This is a genomic window from Cellulosimicrobium cellulans (assembly GCF_016907755.1).
GTDB lineage: Bacteria > Actinomycetota > Actinomycetes > Actinomycetales > Cellulomonadaceae > Cellulosimicrobium > Cellulosimicrobium cellulans_D.
This window is the reverse complement of the sequence record NZ_JAFBCN010000001.1, coordinates 3,115,689-3,132,424: the sequence shown is the minus strand read 5'-3', so window position 1 is coordinate 3,132,424 and position 16,736 is coordinate 3,115,689. Positions and strand designations below refer to the sequence as shown.

Sequence of the window (16,736 nt, the reverse complement as noted above, 5' to 3'; positions counted from 1 at the left end):
GAGGAGCCGCACCGTGTCCGAAGCCACCGCACCCGCCCCGCGCACCGTCGTCGTCACCGGCGCGAACCGGGGGATCGGCCGCGCCATCGCCGAGCGGTTCGTGGCGAACGGCGACCGCGTCGCGACCGTCTACCGCGGCGGCGACCTGCCCGAGGGCGTGTTCGGCGCCGTGGCGGACATCACCGACACCGCGGCCGTCGACGCCGCGTTCACCGAGATCGAGAAGGAGCTCGGGCCGGTCGAGGTGCTCGTCGCGAACGCGGGCGTGACGCACGACCAGCTCCTGCTGCGCATGACCGACGAGGACTTCGAGTCCGTGATCGACGTCAACCTCACCGGCACGTTCCGCTGCGTGCGGCGCGTGAGCAAGGGCATGATCCGCCTGCGCCGCGGCCGCATCGTGCTCGTGTCGTCCGTGATCGGCCTCTACGGGGGCGCCGGTCAGGTCAACTACGCGTCGTCCAAGGCCGCGCTCGTCGGCATGGCTCGCTCGATCACGCGCGAGCTCGGGTCGCGCAACATCACGGCGAACGTCGTGGCGCCCGGCTTCATCGACACCGCGATGACGGCCGAGCTGCCCGAGGAGCGCCAGGCCGCCTACAAGGCCGCGATCCCCGCCGGGCGTTTCGCCCAGGCCGACGAGGTCGCGGGGGTCGTGCAGTTCCTCGCGTCCGACGACGCCGCGTACGTCTCCGGGGCCGTCATCCCCGTCGACGGCGGCCTCGGCATGGGCCACTGAGCGGACCCGCGACCCGGCCCGCACGGGAGCCTCATCATGGTGAGGGTCACGTCCGCGGGTCACCGGCGCCCCCGCGCCCCCTCTCTTTCAGTACGCTCAGCCTCAGCGCGCCCGCACGGCGGGTGCACGACGGAAGGAAACCGATGGGTCTGCTCGACGGCAAGAAGCTCCTGATCACCGGAGTGCTCACCGACTCCTCGATCGCGTTCCACGCGGCGCGCCTCGCGCAGGAGGAGGGGGCCGAGGTCGTGCTCTCCTCGTTCGGCCGCCAGATGAAGCTCACGCAGGCCTTCGCCAAGCGCCTGCCCGTCGAGGCGCCCGTCGTCCAGCTCGACGTGACGAACGACGACGACCTCGCCGGCCTCGCTGACGCCCTCCGCGAGCACACGGACCGCCTCGACGGCGTCGTGCACTCGATCGGCTTCGCCCCGCAGAGCGTCATGGGCGGCAACTTCCTCGCCGCGACGTGGGAGGACGTGGCCACCGCGCTCCAGGTCTCGACGTTCTCCTACAAGTCGCTCGCGGTCGCCGCGAAGCCGCTCATGACGGACGGCGGCGCCGTGGTCGGTCTCACGTTCGACGCGCAGTTCGCCTGGCCGGTGTACGACTGGATGGGCGTCGCGAAGGCCGGCCTCGAGTCCGCGAACCGCTACCTCGCGCGCGACCTCGGCCCCGACGGCATCCGCGCCAACCTCGTCTCCGCGGGCCCGATCCGCACGACGGCCGCCAAGTCCATCCCCGGCTTCGAGCAGATGGAGGACGGCTGGCCGAAGCGCGCGCCGCTCGGCTGGGACCAGACGACGGCGGAGCCCGCCGCGCGCGCCGTCGTCGCCCTCCTCTCCGACTGGTTCCCGGCGACGACCGGTGAGATCGTGCACGTCGACGGCGGCGTGCACGCCATGGGGCAGTGAGTCAGGAGGAGAGCATGGGCGCGGAGACCACCGACGGCGGCGTGCGCCGCCTCGTCCTCCTGCGCCACGCGAAGGCGGAGCCCGGCGGCGGGAGCGTCGACGACGTGCTGCGTCCCCTCGCCCTCAACGGGCGGCGGCAGGCGGTCCGGGTCGGCGGCGCGCTGCGCGAGACGGGGCTCGTGCCCGAGCGCGTGCTGTGCTCGTCGGCGCTGCGCACGCGCCAGACCTGGGAGCTGCTCGCCGCCCACCTGGGCGACGTGGACCCGGAGGTCCTGGTGAGCGACGACCTCTACGCGGCGGACGTGACCGACGTGCTGGACCTCGTCCGGACGACGGACTCGCGCGTGCGCACGCTGCTCGTCGTCGGGCACGAGCCCACGATGGCGGCGACGGCGTCGCACCTGGCCGACCCCGCCTCCGACGGCGGGGTGCTCGCCCAGGTGCGCGTCGGCGTGCCGACCGCGACGTACTCCGTGCTGGAGTCGGCGACGGCCTGGGACGCCTGGGTGCCCCGCGGGGCGCTGCTCACCTACGTGGGTCGCCCGTCCTGACCGTCGCGTCCCGCTCGTGACGCGAGAGAGCCCTGGTCCGCACGGACCAGGGCTCTCTCGCGTGCGGGGCGCGGCTCAGCGCGCGGCGTCCACCCGGTCGACGACGTCGAGGACGGCGTCGATGCGGGGGCCGTCGACGCCGTAGGGGGCCTGGGCCCGCACGACCGGCTTCGCGGCGAACGCGACGCCGATGCCGGCGGCGCCGATCATGTCGAGGTCGTTCGCACCGTCGCCCACGGCGATCGTCGCGCTCATCGGCAGGCCGAGCTCGGCCGCGAACTCGCGCAGCGCGACCTCCTTCGCGGCGCGGTCCACGACCGGGCCGGTCGTGCGACCGGTGAGCCGGCCGTCGGCGACCTCGAGCCGGTTCGCGCGGAAGCGCGTGATCCCCAGCTCCGCGGCGAGGTCGGCCACGATCTCCTCGAAGCCGCCCGACACGAGCCCGACCTCCCAGCCGCGGCGGTGCGCCTCGGCGACGAGCTCGCGCACGCCCGGCGTGAACGTCGCGCGAGCCCGGACGTCGGCGAACGCCTCGACGGGCACCCCGGCGAGGGTCGCGACGCGCTCGCGCAGCGACGCCCCGAAGTCGATCTCGCCGCGCATCGCGCGCTCGGTCACCTCGGTGACCTCCGCGCGCGTGCCCGCGTGGTCGGCGAGGAGCTCGATGACCTCCTGCTCGATGAGCGTCGAGTCGACGTCCATGACGAGGAGCCGGACGGGACCGCTCGGGGGGTCGGGGGTCACGCGGGGGCTCCTCGCGGTGTCGGTCTCGTCGGCGCCCGGGGCGGGCACCTCGGCGGGCGCGTCGACGGGCAGCGCGACGCGGACGGCGTCGGGCACGACGCCGGCGGGGGAGGGCGTCACTCGACGACCGTCCCCTTGGGCACGACCGTGATGCCGGACTCGGTGACGGTGAACCCGCGGGCGCGGTCCTGCTCGGGGTCGAGCCCGATGCGGGCCTGCTCGCCCACGACGACGTTCTTGTCGATGATCGCGCGGTGGACCTGTGCGTGGCGGTGCACCTGCACCCCGTCCATGAGCACGGAGTCCGACACGGACGACCACGAGTGCAGGTAGGTGCCGGGGGAGAGGACCGAGCCGACCGCCGTCGCGCCCGAGATGATCACGCCGGGCGAGACGAGCGAGTCCGCGGCGTGCCCGAGGCGCCCGCGGCCCGCGTGCACGAACTTCGCGGGCGGCAGGCCCGTGTAGCCCGTGTGCAGCGGCCACTCCTCGTTGTAGAGGTTGAAGACCGGCGTGACGGCGATGAGGTCCTTGTTCGCGTCGTAGTACGAGTCGATCGTCCCCACGTCGCGCCAGTAGTCGCGGTCGCGGTCGGTCGAGCCGGGGACGTCGTTGCGGATGAAGTCGTAGACCGCCGCCGTGCCCTTCTCGACGAACGCGGGCACGATGTCGCCGCCCATGTCGTGGCGCGAGTCCGCATTCGCGGCGTCCGACGTCACGGCCTCGACGAGCGCGTCCGTGTCGATGACGTAGTTGCCCATCGACGCGAGCACCTCGTCGGGCGAGTCCGCGAGGCCGACCGGGTCCTGGGGCTTCTCGCGGAAGGCGGCGATCTTCGTCGGGTCCTTCGCGTCGGTCTCGATGACGCCGAACTGGTCGGCCATGGAGATCGGCTGGCGGATGCCCGCGACGGTGAGCTGTGCGCCCGACTCGACGTGCGCGTCGACCATCTGGGAGAAGTCCATGCGGTACACGTGGTCCGCGCCGACCACGACGACGATGTCCGGGCGCTCGTCGTCGATGATGTTGAGGCACTGGTAGATCGCGTCCGCGCTACCGAGGTACCAGTGCTTGCCGACGCGCTGCTGCGCGGGCACCGGCGCCACGTAGTTGCCCAGGAGCGACGACATGCGCCACGTCTTGGTGATGTGCCGGTCCAGGCTGTGGGACTTGTACTGCGTGAGCACGACGATGCGCAGGTAGTGCGAGTTCACGAGGTTGGACAGCGCGAAGTCCACGAGGCGGTAGATGCCCCCGAACGGCACCGCGGGCTTGGCCCGGGAGGCGGTGAGCGGCATGAGGCGCTTGCCCTCGCCCCCGGCGAGGACGATGGCGAGGACTCGTGGTGCGGCGGCCATGCCCAGACGGTAGCCCCTCGGGGTGGCACCACGCAGCAGGGACCCGCATCCTGGGCGCGGCGCGTCGGGAGCACCCCGCGTCGGCGGTCATCACGGGACCGCGACGGGGGACTCGGCTACGGTGTGGCGCGTGAGAGTGGACCTGCTGACCCGTGAGTACCCGCCGCACGTCTACGGCGGCGCCGGCGTGCACGTCGCCGAGCTGTCCGCCGTCCTGCGCCGCCACGTCGACGTGCGCGTGCGCTGCTTCGACGGCCCGCGCGGCGAGGACGGCGTGACCGGCTACTCGGTGCCGGGCGTCCTGTCCGGCGCGAACGCCGCGCTCGGCACGTTCGGCGTCGACCTGCAGATGGCCGACGACGTCGCGGGCGCCGACCTCGTGCACTCCCACACCTGGTACGCGAACCTCGGCGGACACCTGGCGGGCCTGCTGCACGGCGTCCCGCACGTGCTCTCCGCGCACTCGCTCGAGCCGCTGCGCCCGTGGAAGGCCGAGCAGCTCGGCGGCGGGTACGCGCTGTCGTCCTGGGCCGAGCGCACCGCGTACGAGGGCGCGGCGGGGATCGTCGCCGTGTCCGGCGGCATGCGCGACGACATCCTGCGCGTGTACCCGCAGGTCGACCCGGCCAGGGTGCACGTGGTGCACAACGGCATCGACCTCGACGGCTGGCGGCGCCCCGAGCCGGGGACGCAGACCGACGTCGCGGCACGGGTCGTGCGCGACCTCGGCATCGACCCCGACCGCCCCGCCGTCGTGTTCGTCGGCCGGATCACGCGGCAGAAGGGCCTGCCCTACCTGCTGCGCGCCGCGCGCTCGCTGCCCGACGACGTCCAGCTCGTGCTGTGCGCCGGCGCGCCCGACACCCCGGAGATCGCCGCGGAGGTGAGCGGCGCCGTCGCCGAGCTGCAGAAGGAGCGCAGCGGCGTCGTCTGGATCGAGCAGATGCTCCCGCGCGCCGAGCTCGTCGCGGTGCTCGCCGCGTCCACCGTGTTCGTGTGCCCGTCCGTGTACGAGCCGCTCGGCATCGTCAACCTCGAGGCCATGGCCGTGGGCCTGCCCGTCGTCGGGACCGCCACGGGCGGCATCCCCGAGGTCGTGGACGACGGCGTCACGGGCCTGCTCGTCCCCATCGACCAGGCCGACGACGGCACCGGCACGCCGCTCGACCCCGACCGGTTCGTCGCGGACCTCGCCGCCGCGCTGACCCAGGTCGTGAGCGACCCCGAGCGCGCCGCCGCGATGGGCCGCGCCGCCCGGCAGCGGGTCGAGGACCACTTCGCGTGGGACGCGATCGGGGAACGGACCCTCGAGGTGTACCAGACGGTGCTGGGGCAGTCGTGACCAGCGCGGGGTCCGGCCGGGTCGACGAGGCGTCACGACTCGTCGCCGCCGCGCCCCGCGACGTCTACCGCGCGCTCGTCGACCAGGGCGCGCTCGCCGCGTGGCTGCCCCCCGACGGCATGACGGGCCGCTTCGAGCACTTCGACCTGCGCCCCGGGGGCGGATACCGCATGGTCCTCGCCTACGACGACCCGCGGGCCGAACCCGGCAAGACCGGCGAGGGGACCGACGTCGTCGACGTCGCGATCGTCGACCTCGTCCCGGACCGGAAGGTCGTGCAGCAGGTCGACTTCGCGTCCGACGACCCGGCGTTCGCCGGGACCATGACGATGACCTGGACCGTCGAGCCCGACGGCGACGGTGCCCGGGTCACCGTGCGGGCCACGGGCGTGCCGCCGGGGATCTCCCCGGAGGACCACGCCGCCGGGATGGCGTCCTCGCTCGCGCACCTCGACGCGCACGTGACGTCGCGCACCTGACGGCGGGTTCGCGCGGGGCGTCACGGGCCGGGCAGTCGGCGAGTCGTGAGAAGTGGCCCTCCGGGTCGCCCCACGACGGGCCACGTCTCGCTTCTCACCCCCGCGACCGAGGTGACGTCGCCCGTGACCTGCCGGTCCGCGGGTCCGCGATGCCCCTCTGCGGGGGAGCGGGCCCACGCGCCCTCGTCGTCCACAGGGCGGGACGTGCGGTTCCGTCGGCCGGGCGACTTCGCTAGGTTGCTGGGCAGCCCGCACGCCTCGTCGAAGTGACGTGCCGGGTGGTTCGCATCGATCAGCAGGGGGTCTCGTGCGTCGTTCTCGTGTGCTGTCCCGTGCCCGACGGCGGTCGCTCGCCGTGGGCGTCGTCGTCGCGGTCGGGTGGGTGGTCGCCGGGTGCACCGGGGGCGGCGACGCCGGTCCGTCGCCGTCGGTCGACGAGCCGGTCGTGCCATCGCCGTCAGAGTCGGAGCCGTCCGAGCCGTCGCCGACCGAGACCGGACCGGCGAAGCCGGAACGTCCCGCGGCGATGGACCGCGACGACGCGGAGGGTGCCGCCGCGGCGGCGGAGTACTTCCTGTCGTTGTACGCATATGTCCTCGCGACGGGTGACACCGCCGAGTGGGACGCGATGACCTGGGCTGAGACATGCACGTTCTGCACCAGCGTCCGCGATCGGGCCGGCGAAGTCCGTGCAAACAACGACTCGTTCACGGGAGCCGGCATCGACGTGACCAACCCAGACGTGGGGTTGTACGACGACTTCGTTGGCGGATTTCCAGTCCTCTTCGACTTCGTGCAGTCGCCTCACAAGCGGGTCGCAGCGGACGGCTCAGTCGTCTCCGAGGACCAAGGGGCGAGCGGAAAGCTGCAGATCGATATGAAGCACCTTGCTGACGGCTGGCTCGTTCTTGCTGTGACGAGTGCCGAATGAGCACGACTCTGGTGGCCCTTGCCGGCCTCGTCGGCGTCATCGTCGCAAACGTCACACCCCCAGCCGGAACAGGGGACGCGGAAATCTGGGGTGAACTGGGCGGCGACAAGGCAATACTCCACGGAACGGCGGGGCCGAATGGTGGGGCGGAGTACGTGCCGGCGGCGGCGGGTGGTGGTCCGGCGTCGGAGGCGTTCCGGCGGGGGCCGGCGTACCGGTGCTACGACGGTGACCACGCCACGACGTTGCCCGGGCTCGTGCCCGCGTGCCCGGACGGGCAGAGCCCGGCGGGGTTCGACCCGGGGTGCACGCCGGACCAGGTCGCGATGGAGCCGTTGTTCCGCCAGACCTGGACCACCACCGACGAGGGCACCCGCACCGCGGTCTCGGCCTGGGAGCTCGTCGCCGACGGGTCCTGCGTGGGCGCGGCCGACCTGGCCGGCGAGGCCGAGGCCGCGTTCCGCACCCTGACCATCGCGCCGTCCCCGGTGATCGTGCAGCCCCCGGACGGGTGGACCCTGGTCAACGTCCCCACCATCACCTACACCCAGCCCGGCGAGCAGACCCTGGACACGACCCTGCTCGGCATCCCCGTGCAGATCCGCGCCACCCCGCGGACGTACGCGTGGGACTACGGCGACGGCACCGCCCCGCTGTCCACGACCGACCCGGGAGCGCCCTACCCGCACCACACGGTCGCGCACACCTACGACCAACCGGCCGAGCAGATCCAGATCACGCTCACCACGACCTGGTCCGGGCAGTTCCGCATCACCGGCACCACCACCTGGACCGACGTCACCGGCACCGCGACCACCACCAGCACGGCCGACCCCCTGCGCGTCTACGAAGCCCGCTCCCGCCTCGTCACCGACAACCTGTCCGGGTAGCACCCCTGCACCCGACGGGCCGCACCGTCGTCGAGCACCAGGACGACACCTCCGAACCACACCGCCCAACCATCTCGCCGAACCACCTCGCCGAACCACCCGCGAGATCGACCCGACGTGCGAGACCGACCCTCAGAAGGCCGATCTCGCGACGTGCGGGTCGATCTCGCGGAGTGTCAGGAGGCGATCCAGAGGGTGGCGGCGCCGACGGCGTGGCGGGAGGCGCGGTCGACCTCGCGCAGGGCGGTGGAGCGCTGGTCGGCCTGCCAGAGGTTGACGGACCCGCCGTCGTCGGCGGTGGCCAGGTCGACGATGGCGCGGAGGCGCACGGCCTGGGTGAGGACCTGGACGGCGCGCGGCGGGACGGTCGCGGGGAGCTGCCAGGTGGGGGCGCCGCCGGCGCGCAGGTCGGCGATGGCTCCGGCGGCGTCGTCGCGCCAGCGTGCGACGTCGAGCTCGTCGAGGGCGCGGGTCGCGAGGAGCAGCGCGGTGCGCAGGTCGCGCTCGGCCTCGGCGAGCGAGCCGAGCGCGCCGAGGACGCGCGTGCTCCACGGGCCGACCGACGTCACGTGCCACGTCACGAGGTGGCCCGGCTCGAGGTCGCTGCCGAACTCGGTGACCTCCGGCACGAGCGCCCACGACCCGGAGGACGTGGTGACGACGACGCACTCGCCGGCGTCGGTCGCGCGTGCCGCGGCCTCGGGCGGGACGCCGGTGACGTCGCCGGGGACCGGGGCGAGCGCCACGACCTCGCGTGCGTCGCCGGCCCACGCCCCGGCCAGGTCCTCCAGGCGGAGGTCGCCCAGCGCCCCCGACACGACGTGCGGCTCGTCGTCGCGCTGCACCGCGCGGAGCAGGCGGGCCAGCCCGTCCTCGTCGCCGAGGCGCGCCGCGCGCAGCCAGAGCGCGAGGAGCGCGCTGCGGGGGAGGGCGCCCGCGCTCGACGCGGAGCCGGGACCGGAACCGGGGCCGGTCGCGTCGCGCGGGCCCTCGGACGAGTGTGAGACCACGTCGGCCAACCTATAGGGTCGGTGACCATGAGCGCGGTTCTCGACCTGAAGGGCGTCACGGTCCGCCGTGACACCAAGACCATCCTCGACGCGGTGGACTGGCAGGTGAACGAGGGCGAGCGGTGGGTCGTGCTGGGCCGCAACGGCGCCGGCAAGACGACGCTGCTGCAGATCGCGTCCGCGCGCATGCACCCCACCGCGGGCACGGCGGACATCCTCGGCGAGCGGCTCGGCCGCGTCGACGTGTTCGAGCTGCGCCCGCGCATCGGCCTCGCGTCGGCGGCGCTCGCGGAGCGGATCCCGGGCGACGAGACGGTGCGCGACGTCGTGCTGACGGCCGCGTACGGCGTCACGGGCCGGTGGCGCGAGGAGTACGAGGAGTTCGACGCGGAGCGGGCGAGCGACCTGCTCGCCGCGTTCGGCGTCGACCACCTGGCGGACCGCCTGTTCGGCACCCTCTCGGAGGGCGAGCGCAAGCGCACCCAGATCGCGCGGTCGCTCATGACCGACCCCGAGCTCCTGCTGCTCGACGAGCCTGCTGCGGGGCTGGACCTCGGCGGGCGCGAGGAGCTGGTCGGTGCGCTCTCCGAGCTCGCGGGCGACCCGGCGTCTCCGGTGCTCGTGCTCGTCACGCACCACGTCGAGGAGATCCCGCCGGGGTTCACCCACCTGCTGCTGCTCAAGGACGGCGTCGTGCACACGGCCGGACCGGTCGAGGAGGTCCTCACGGCCGAGAACCTCAGCGACGCGTTCGGCATCCCGCTCCTCGTCGCGCACGGCGGCGGACGCTGGATGGCGCGCGCCGCGCGCGTGTGACGCACCCGTCCTCGACCCGGCGCACCGGGATGCGTGCACCGCGGGCGGAAATTCGGTAAAGTACACGTAAAGCGTGCACGTGGGAACGGGGGTCGAGATGGACTGGCTGTGGTGGGTCGGAGCGGCGCTTCTCCTCGCTCTCGTGGAGATCATCTCGCTCGACCTCGTGCTCATCATGCTGGCCGGCGGCTCGCTCGCCGCGGCCGGCGTCAACGCTGCCGGCGGGCCCCTGTGGCTGCAGATCGTGGCGTTCGCGGTCGTGAGCGCCATCCTGCTGCTCACCCTGCGGCCGTGGCTCCTGCGCCACCTGCGCTCGCGGGTCCCGCTCACGGAGACGAACGTCGCCGCCCACGTGGGCCGCACGGCGCTCGCCGTCGACCGCGTGAGCGAGTTCGGCGGCCGCGTGAAGCTCGTCGGCGAGGTCTGGACCGCGCGGACCGAGCCCGACGCTCCCCAGATCCCCGTGGGGACGGAGGTGCGCGTCGTGCGGATCGACGGCGCGACCGCCGTCGTCGCGCCGCTGCCCGCACAGCACCCGACCGGGTCGTGACCGACCGGCACGACCCGCACCGCGCCGCCGGGCGACCGGTCGCGCCGACGACCAGGAGGTAGTCGATGAACGACCCCAGTCCCGGAACGATCCTCGCGTACGTCGTCCTCGCGCTGATCCTGATCTTCGTCGTCGTCGCGCTCGTCAAGGCGGTGCGCATCGTGCCGCAGGCGGTCGCGATCATCGTCGAGCGCCTGGGCCGCTACTCCCGCACGCTCGAACCGGGTCTGCACCTGCTGGTGCCGTTCATCGACCGCGTGCGCGCCTCGGTCGACCTGCGCGAGCAGGTCGTGTCGTTCCCGCCGCAGCCCGTGATCACGTCCGACAACCTCGTGGTCAGCATCGACACGGTGATCTACTTCCAGGTCACGGAGCCGAAGTCGGCGGTCTACGAGATCGCGAACTACATCACGGCGATCGAGCAGCTCACCGTCACGACGCTGCGTAACGTCATCGGCTCGATGGACCTCGAGCAGACGCTCACGAGCCGCGACCAGATCAACGGCCAGCTCCGCGGCGTGCTCGACGAGGCGACCGGGCGCTGGGGCATCCGCGTGAACCGCGTCGAGCTCAAGTCCATCGACCCGCCGCCCAGCGTGCAGGGCTCGATGGAGCAGCAGATGCGCGCCGAGCGCGACCGGCGTGCCGCGATCCTCACCGCGGAGGGCGTCAAGCAGTCGCAGATCCTCACGGCCGAGGGCGAGAAGCAGGCGGCGATCCTCCGGGCCGAGGGTGACGCACAGTCGAAGATCCTCACCGCGGAGGGCGAGGCGCGCGCGATCCTCCAGGTGTTCGACGCCATCCACGAGGGCGACGCCGACCCCAAGCTGCTCGCGTACCAGTACCTGCAGATGCTCCCGCAGATCGCGAACGGCACCGCGAGCAAGCTGTGGGTCGTGCCGACGGAGTTCACGGCCGCGCTCGGGTCCATCGCCAAGGGCTTCGGCGGCGTGCCGGGGATCGACGGCGGTGGCGTGCCGAGCGCGACGCCCGCCGAGGACGCGGAGGCCGCCGAGGCGAGCGCCGAGGCGCGCCGCGAGCGTGAGCGCGACCGCGTGAAGTTCGGCGTGCCGTCGCTGACCGACCCGTCGGAGGCGCTGGCCGAGGCGCGTCGTCAGGCCGAGGCGGCCACCGCGGACGCCACGAGCGCGGGCACGCGCTCCGGTCTCCCGTTCGACCCGCAGACGGAGCGCGGCCAGCACCCGGGCGGTGCCGGTGAGCACCGCGCAGGCCCGCCGGAGCCGGGTGCCGCGACGCCGCGCCCGCTGGGCGGCCCGTCGCAGTACGCACCGCCCCCGCCGCCCGTGGAGGACGCGCCCGGGGCGGACGAGCCGCCCGCCGACGAGCAGCCGCCGTCGTTCCCGCCGCACCGCTGATCTCCGTGGTCGGCGCCGGGTGGCCGACGCGGGCGGCATCGCGGCGCTGATGCCAGCGTCGCCGGCGCCGTCCTCGTGACGCGCGGCGGAGGCCGGACCCGCATCGCAGAGCCCCGCACCTCCCGGGTGCGGGGCTCTCGCGCGTCGCGACGGGGGCACGTCGTCGGTCGCACGAGGGTTCTGCCGTGAGCGGACGGCGTTGCGAGTGAGTGCTCACTCAGTTAGCGTCGCCATCGTGACACGGCTCCCCGTCCCGTCGGACGCACCACCCGACACGTCGTCCGACGTGGCGCCCGAGGCGCCCCTGGACGCACCCGCTCCCGAGCGCACGCGCGCCCGCCCGCTCTCGCGCGAGGAGCGCCGCGACGCGATCGCGGCCGCGACGATCCCGCTGCTCGTCCAGCACGGGGCGGCCGTGACTACCCGGCAGATCGCGGACGCCGCCGGGGTCGCCGAGGGGACGCTGTTCCGCGCGTTCGCCGACAAGGACGAGATCCTCCACGCCGCCGTCGTGCGCTCGCTCGACCCGGCGCCCGCGGTCGCCGCGATCGAGTGCCTCCCCGACGACGACGGCCTGCGTCCGCTCGTGGTGAGCATCGTCGAGTTCCTCCTCGAGGCGCAGCGCGTCGGCATGCGGATCTTCTCCGCGGCGCACCAGGTGCTCGAGCCGCACCGCGTGTCCGGGCACGGGGCCGGCCCCGACGGCGGCCCGCGGACCGACCGCCAGGTCCGTGACGACGCCGCACGTCGGAGGCGCGCCGGTCACGGCCCGGACGCGCGCCGCGCGGGGTTCGACGCGCGGGAGCGCTCCGCGCGCGAGATCGTCGGGGCGATCGAGCGCAAGCTCGCCGACCACCGCGCCCAGCTGCGCGTGGACCCGGGGCTCGCGGCGCGCGCCGTCTTCTCCCTGGTGTTCGGAAACGCCTTGCCGCACCTGTCGGGCGGTGACAGGCTCGACGCCGTGCAGCTCGCCGACCTGATCCTGGGCGGCATCGGAGCGGACGTCACCACCGACCCCTCGCCCTGACGGGCGTTCCGTCACCACGTCTGCGACAGCCCTCGCCCGGCCCGTTCGCGGATCGAGCCCGCGGCGCCCCTGGCCCCCGCGGCCCGTCCGCCCGTCCCCGTAGCCCCCACCCGGACAGGAACCCCATGCTCGTCAGCCTCTTGCGGACGCGGTTGCGTCCCTACCTGACACCGATCCTCATCCTCCTCGGCCTGCAGCTCGTGGCGACGCTCGCGTCGCTGTACCTGCCGAGCCTCAACGCCGACATCATCGACCAGGGCGTCACGCAGGGCGACACCGCCTACATCATGCGCACCGGCGGGCTCATGCTCCTCGTGAGCCTGGGCCAGGTCGTGTGCGCGGTCGCGGCCGTCTACTTCGGCGCGCGGGTCGCGATGTCGTTCGGCCGCGACGTGCGCGCCGGGCTGTTCACCACCGTGCAGCGCTTCTCCGCCCAGGAGATGGGCCAGTTCGGCGCGCCGTCCCTCATCACGCGCACCACGAACGACGTGCAGCAGGTGCAGATGCTCGTGCTGCTGTCCCTGACCATCATGGTCATGGCGCCGATCATGCTGGTCGGCGGCGTGGTGATGGCGCTCCAGGAGAACGTCGAGCTCTCCGCCCTCCTGCTCGTCATCGTCCCCGTGCTCGGCGTGAGCGTGGGGCTGATCATCTGGCGGATGGTCCCGTACTTCCGGCAGATGCAGAAGAAGATCGACGGCATCAACGCGGTCCTGCGCGAGCAGATCACGGGCATCCGCGTGATCCGCGCGTTCGTGCGCGAGCGGCGCGAGGCCGAGCGGTTCGACGTCGCGAACGACGCCCTGTTCGACGTCTCGCTCAAGGCGGGCAAGCTCATGGCGCTCATGTTCCCGACCGTCATGCTCGTCATGAACGCGTCGAGCATCGCGGTGTTGTGGTTCGGCGGTCGGCAGATCGACGCCGGCGACATGGAGGTCGGTGCGCTCACCGCGTTCCTGTCCTACCTCATGTACATCCTCATGGCCGTGATGATGTCGACGATGATGTTCATGATGGTGCCGCGCGCGGCGGTCTCCGCCGAGCGCATCACGGACGTCCTGCGCACGACGGCCACGGTCGTCGAGCCGGAGCGCCCCGTGGCCCTCACGTCGCGCACCGGCCGCGTCGAGCTCGACGGCGTCGAGTTCGGCTACCCGGGAGCGGAGGACCCGGTGCTGCACGACGTCTCGTTCGTGGCCGAGCCCGGTCAGACGACCGCGATCATCGGCTCGACGGGCTCCGGCAAGACGACGCTGCTCAACCTCGTGCCGCGCCTGTTCGACGTCACGGGTGGGTCCGTGCGCATCGACGGGACCGACGTGCGCGACCTCACGGGCGCGGACCTCGGCTCTCTCCTCGGCCTCGTGCCGCAGAAGGCGTACCTGTTCTCCGGCACCGTCGCGGACAACCTCCGGTACGGCCGCCCTGACGCGACCGAGGAGCAGATGTGGGAGGCGCTCGACGTCGCCCAGGCCCGCGAGTTCGTCGAGGCGCTGGACGGCGGGCTCGACGCGCCCGTCGCGCAGGGCGGGACGAACTTCTCGGGCGGTCAGCGCCAGCGGCTCGCCATCGCCCGCGCGATCGTGCGCGACCCCGCGGTCTACCTCTTCGACGACTCGTTCTCCGCCCTCGACTACGCGACCGACGCGCGCCTGCGCGCGGCCCTCGCGCCCCGTACCCGGCACTCCACGGTGATCGTCGTCGCGCAGCGCGTCGCGACGATCCGCGGCGCCGACCAGATCCTCGTGCTCGACCACGGCCGCATCGTCGGCCGCGGCACGCACGCCGAGCTCCTCGAGTCCAACGAGACGTACCAGGAGATCGTCTACTCCCAGCTCTCGATCGAGGAGGCAGCATGAGCGGCGAGCAGGACGCCTCGCGCACGCCCGCGCCGTCGGGCCCGGACGCCCCCGGAACGGACACGCCCGCCGCGAAGGGCCGCGACGTCGCGTCCACACGGATGGCCGGACGCCCCCGGGGCGGCGGCCCCGGCCCCATAGGCGGCATGGGGGTCCCCGGGGAGAAGGCGCTCGACTTCAAGGGCTCCCTGCGCCGGTTCGCGGCCTCGCTGCGGCCCGAGCGCGTGCCGATCGTCGCCGTCGTGATCCTCGGCGTCGTGTCGGTGGCGCTCGCCGTCGCCGGCCCCAAGCTCCTCGGCAACGCGACGAACATCATCTTTGCCGGCGTCGTCGGCTCTCAGCTCCCCGCGGGCGTGACACAGGCCCAGGCCGTCGACGCGCTGCGCGCCCAGGGGCAGGACCAGATCGCGGACCTCGTCTCCGGCGTCCCCGGCCTCGTCCCCGGCGAGGGCATCGACTTCACGGCGCTCGCGACCGTGCTGGCGTGGGTGCTCGCGGTCTACGTCGGCTCGTTCCTGTTCGGCTGGCTGCAGGGGCGCATCACGGCGATCGTCGTGCAGCGCACCGTCTACCGGCTGCGCGCCGAGGTGCAGGCGAAGCTCGGTCGGCTCCCGCTGTCGTACTTCGACCGCAACCAGCGCGGCGAGATCCTCTCGCGCGTGACGAACGACATCGACAACATCTCCCAGACCCTCACGCAGACGCTGTCGCAGCTCGTGACGTCGGTCCTGACCGTCTTCGGCGTGCTCGGCGTGATGTTCTGGATCTCGCCGCTGCTCGCGGTCGTCGCGCTCGTGACGGTGCCCCTGTCCGTCATCATCACGGCCCAGATCGCCAAGCGCTCGCAGCCGCAGTTCATCCAGCAGTGGGCCGCCACGGGCCGCCTCAACGCCCACATCGAGGAGATGTACACCGGCCACACCCTGGTCAAGGTCTACGGTCACCAGCAGGCCGCGATCGACGACTTCGAGCGCGAGAACGGTGACCTGTACGACGCGAGCTTCAAGGCGCAGTTCATCTCCGGCACCATCCAGCCGGCGATGGGCTTCGTCGCGAACCTCAACTACGTGATCGTCGCGGTGGTCGGCGGGCTGCGTGTCGCGTCGGGCACCATGACGCTCGGTGACGTGCAGGCGTTCATCCAGTACTCGCGCCAGTTCACGCAGCCCATCACGCAGATCGCGTCGATGATGAACCTGCTCCAGTCGGGCGTCGCGTCGGCCGAGCGGGTCTACGACCTGCTCGACGCCGAGGAGCAGACGCCGGACCCGTCGCCTGCCGCGACGGTCGATCCGGTGCGTGGCCGCGTCGCGTTCGACGACGTGTCGTTCTCCTACACCCCGGACACCCCGCTCATCGAGCACCTCGACCTCGTGGTGGAGCCCGGCCAGACGATCGCGATCGTCGGGCCGACGGGCGCGGGCAAGACCACCCTCGTGAACCTGCTGATGCGGTTCTACGACGTGGACTCGGGCCGCATCACGCTCGACGGCGTGGACACGCGCGACATGACGCGCGACGACCTGCGCTCCGACATCGGCATGGTCCTGCAGGACACGTGGCTCTTCAAGGGCACGATCGAGGAGAACCTGCGCTATGGCGTGCGGGACGGCCGGGAGCTCGACGACGAGGCGTTCCTCGCGGCGACGCGTGCGACGCACGTCGACCCGTTCGTGCGCACGCTGCCTGACGGGTACGCGACGGTGATCGACGACGAGGGGTCGAGCGTGAGCGCGGGCGAGAAGCAGCTGCTCACGATCGCGCGCGCGTTCCTCGCCGACCCGGCGATCCTCGTCCTCGACGAGGCGACGAGCTCGGTCGACACGCGTACGGAGGTGCTCGTGCAGCAGGCGATGAACGCGCTGCGCGAGGGGCGCACGTCGTTCGTCATCGCGCACCGTCTGTCGACGATCCGCGACGCCGACACGATCCTCGTCATGGAGCACGGCTCGATCGTCGAGCAGGGCTCGCACGACGAGCTGCTCGCGGCGGGCGGCGCGTACGCGCGCCTGTACGAGAGCCAGTTCGCGGCGCCCGTCGGCGCCGAGGCGGAGGACGACGCGGTGGACGCCGCCGCGGCCCCCGCGGGGCGGCCGGCCGGCGCCTGACACGGCTCGGCCCGCGGCGGTCCACCGGAGGGCGGACCGCCGCGG

16 protein-coding genes are annotated in these 16,736 nt (G+C 73.0%); 13 read left to right on the top strand and 3 right to left on the bottom strand.

Annotated features, from left to right (window positions below):
* Window positions 1-13: 13 nt before the first annotated feature.
* The 3 genes from fabG to JOE63_RS13670 all read left to right on the top strand — a co-directional run bounded on the left by fabG (window position 14) and on the right by JOE63_RS13670 (window position 2,201).
* On the top strand, window positions 14-739 hold the full coding sequence (gene fabG / locus JOE63_RS13680) for a 3-oxoacyl-ACP reductase FabG (protein ID WP_047233142.1): 726 nt from the start codon (window positions 14-16) through the stop codon (window positions 737-739).
* A gap of 143 nt (window positions 740-882) precedes the next feature.
* Window positions 883-1,650: an enoyl-ACP reductase FabI gene (gene fabI, locus JOE63_RS13675; RefSeq protein WP_204542155.1), complete on the top strand. Its 768-nt coding sequence runs from the start codon at window positions 883-885 to the stop codon at window positions 1,648-1,650.
* Between the two features lie 14 nt (window positions 1,651-1,664).
* Window positions 1,665-2,201 (top strand): SixA phosphatase family protein, encoded by a 537-nt coding sequence (locus tag JOE63_RS13670; RefSeq protein WP_204542152.1) that lies wholly within the window; start codon window positions 1,665-1,667, stop codon window positions 2,199-2,201.
* Window positions 2,202-2,276: 75 nt separating this feature from the next.
* Here the strand turns inward: JOE63_RS13670 and serB are convergent, their stop codons facing one another.
* Entirely contained in the window at window positions 2,277-2,945 is a 669-nt protein-coding gene (gene serB / locus JOE63_RS13665) for a phosphoserine phosphatase SerB (protein WP_307840317.1), read from the bottom strand.
* A 116-nt stretch (window positions 2,946-3,061) separates the two neighbouring features.
* Window positions 3,062-4,303 carry a glucose-1-phosphate adenylyltransferase gene (gene glgC / locus JOE63_RS13660; protein ID WP_087472278.1) on the bottom strand — a complete coding sequence of 414 codons (1,242 nt, stop codon included), beginning with the start codon at window positions 4,301-4,303 and terminating at the stop codon, window positions 3,062-3,064.
* A 130-nt stretch (window positions 4,304-4,433) separates the two neighbouring features.
* Here glgC and glgA point away from each other — a divergent pair, with 130 nt between their 5' ends.
* From glgA to JOE63_RS13640, 4 genes are all read left to right on the top strand, one after another.
* The gene (gene glgA, locus JOE63_RS13655; RefSeq protein WP_204542149.1) at window positions 4,434-5,645 is read left to right on the top strand and encodes a glycogen synthase; all 1,212 of its coding nucleotides are present in this window, start codon (window positions 4,434-4,436) and stop codon (window positions 5,643-5,645) included.
* The gene (locus JOE63_RS13650; RefSeq protein WP_087472277.1) at window positions 5,642-6,124 is read left to right on the top strand and encodes an SRPBCC domain-containing protein; all 483 of its coding nucleotides are present in this window, start codon (window positions 5,642-5,644) and stop codon (window positions 6,122-6,124) included. Before glgA ends, JOE63_RS13650 begins: the two co-directional genes overlap by 4 nt.
* A 355-nt stretch (window positions 6,125-6,479) precedes the next feature.
* Window positions 6,480-7,055, top strand: a complete 576-nt coding sequence (locus JOE63_RS13645; protein WP_204542146.1) for a DUF6318 family protein — start codon at window positions 6,480-6,482, stop codon at window positions 7,053-7,055.
* A 245-nt stretch (window positions 7,056-7,300) separates the two neighbouring features.
* Window positions 7,301-7,945 carry a hypothetical protein gene (locus JOE63_RS13640; protein ID WP_204542143.1) on the top strand — a complete coding sequence of 215 codons (645 nt, stop codon included), beginning with the start codon at window positions 7,301-7,303 and terminating at the stop codon, window positions 7,943-7,945.
* Between the two features lie 176 nt (window positions 7,946-8,121).
* Here JOE63_RS13640 and JOE63_RS13635 read toward each other — a convergent pair whose 3' ends face one another.
* A complete protein-coding gene (locus JOE63_RS13635; RefSeq protein WP_307840102.1) occupies window positions 8,122-8,955 on the bottom strand; it encodes a hypothetical protein in 834 nt (277 codons plus the stop codon).
* Between the two features lie 27 nt (window positions 8,956-8,982).
* On the opposite strand from JOE63_RS13635, the gene JOE63_RS13630 reads away from it, so the two are divergent.
* The 6 genes from JOE63_RS13630 to JOE63_RS13605 all read left to right on the top strand — a co-directional run bounded on the left by JOE63_RS13630 (window position 8,983) and on the right by JOE63_RS13605 (window position 16,691).
* Window positions 8,983-9,771 carry an ABC transporter ATP-binding protein gene (locus JOE63_RS13630; protein WP_087472274.1) on the top strand — a complete coding sequence of 263 codons (789 nt, stop codon included), beginning with the start codon at window positions 8,983-8,985 and terminating at the stop codon, window positions 9,769-9,771.
* A gap of 73 nt (window positions 9,772-9,844) precedes the next feature.
* Window positions 9,845-10,321 carry an NfeD family protein gene (locus tag JOE63_RS13625; RefSeq protein ID WP_307840101.1) on the top strand — a complete coding sequence of 159 codons (477 nt, stop codon included), beginning with the start codon at window positions 9,845-9,847 and terminating at the stop codon, window positions 10,319-10,321.
* A gap of 65 nt (window positions 10,322-10,386) precedes the next feature.
* On the top strand, window positions 10,387-11,697 hold the full coding sequence (locus JOE63_RS13620; protein WP_204542140.1) for an SPFH domain-containing protein: 1,311 nt from the start codon (window positions 10,387-10,389) through the stop codon (window positions 11,695-11,697).
* A 235-nt stretch (window positions 11,698-11,932) separates the two neighbouring features.
* Window positions 11,933-12,724: a TetR/AcrR family transcriptional regulator gene (locus JOE63_RS13615; RefSeq protein ID WP_204542138.1), complete on the top strand. Its 792-nt coding sequence runs from the start codon at window positions 11,933-11,935 to the stop codon at window positions 12,722-12,724.
* Between the two features lie 125 nt (window positions 12,725-12,849).
* Window positions 12,850-14,583: an ABC transporter ATP-binding protein gene (locus JOE63_RS13610; protein ID WP_204542136.1), complete on the top strand. Its 1,734-nt coding sequence runs from the start codon at window positions 12,850-12,852 to the stop codon at window positions 14,581-14,583.
* Window positions 14,580-16,691 (top strand): ABC transporter ATP-binding protein, encoded by a 2,112-nt coding sequence (locus JOE63_RS13605; RefSeq protein WP_204542134.1) that lies wholly within the window; start codon window positions 14,580-14,582, stop codon window positions 16,689-16,691. The genes JOE63_RS13610 and JOE63_RS13605 overlap by 4 nt, the downstream gene beginning before the upstream one ends.
* The last annotated feature ends 45 nt before the right edge of the window (window positions 16,692-16,736 follow it).

Bases quoted from the DNA above. Each gene is read 5' to 3' on its own strand.
- fabI (WP_204542155.1), top strand. From the start codon at position 883: ATGGGTCTGCTCGACGGCAAGAAGCTCCTGATCACCGGAGTGCTCACC.
- JOE63_RS13670 (WP_204542152.1), top strand. From the start codon at position 1,665: ATGGGCGCGGAGACCACCGACGGCGGCGTGCGCCGCCTCGTCCTCCTG.
- glgC (WP_087472278.1), bottom strand. From the start codon at position 4,303: ATGGCCGCCGCACCACGAGTCCTCGCCATCGTCCTCGCCGGGGGCGAG.
- JOE63_RS13630 (WP_087472274.1), top strand. From the start codon at position 8,983: ATGAGCGCGGTTCTCGACCTGAAGGGCGTCACGGTCCGCCGTGACACC.
- JOE63_RS13620 (WP_204542140.1), top strand. From the start codon at position 10,387: ATGAACGACCCCAGTCCCGGAACGATCCTCGCGTACGTCGTCCTCGCG.
- JOE63_RS13610 (WP_204542136.1), top strand. From the start codon at position 12,850: ATGCTCGTCAGCCTCTTGCGGACGCGGTTGCGTCCCTACCTGACACCG.
- JOE63_RS13605 (WP_204542134.1), top strand. From the start codon at position 14,580: ATGAGCGGCGAGCAGGACGCCTCGCGCACGCCCGCGCCGTCGGGCCCG.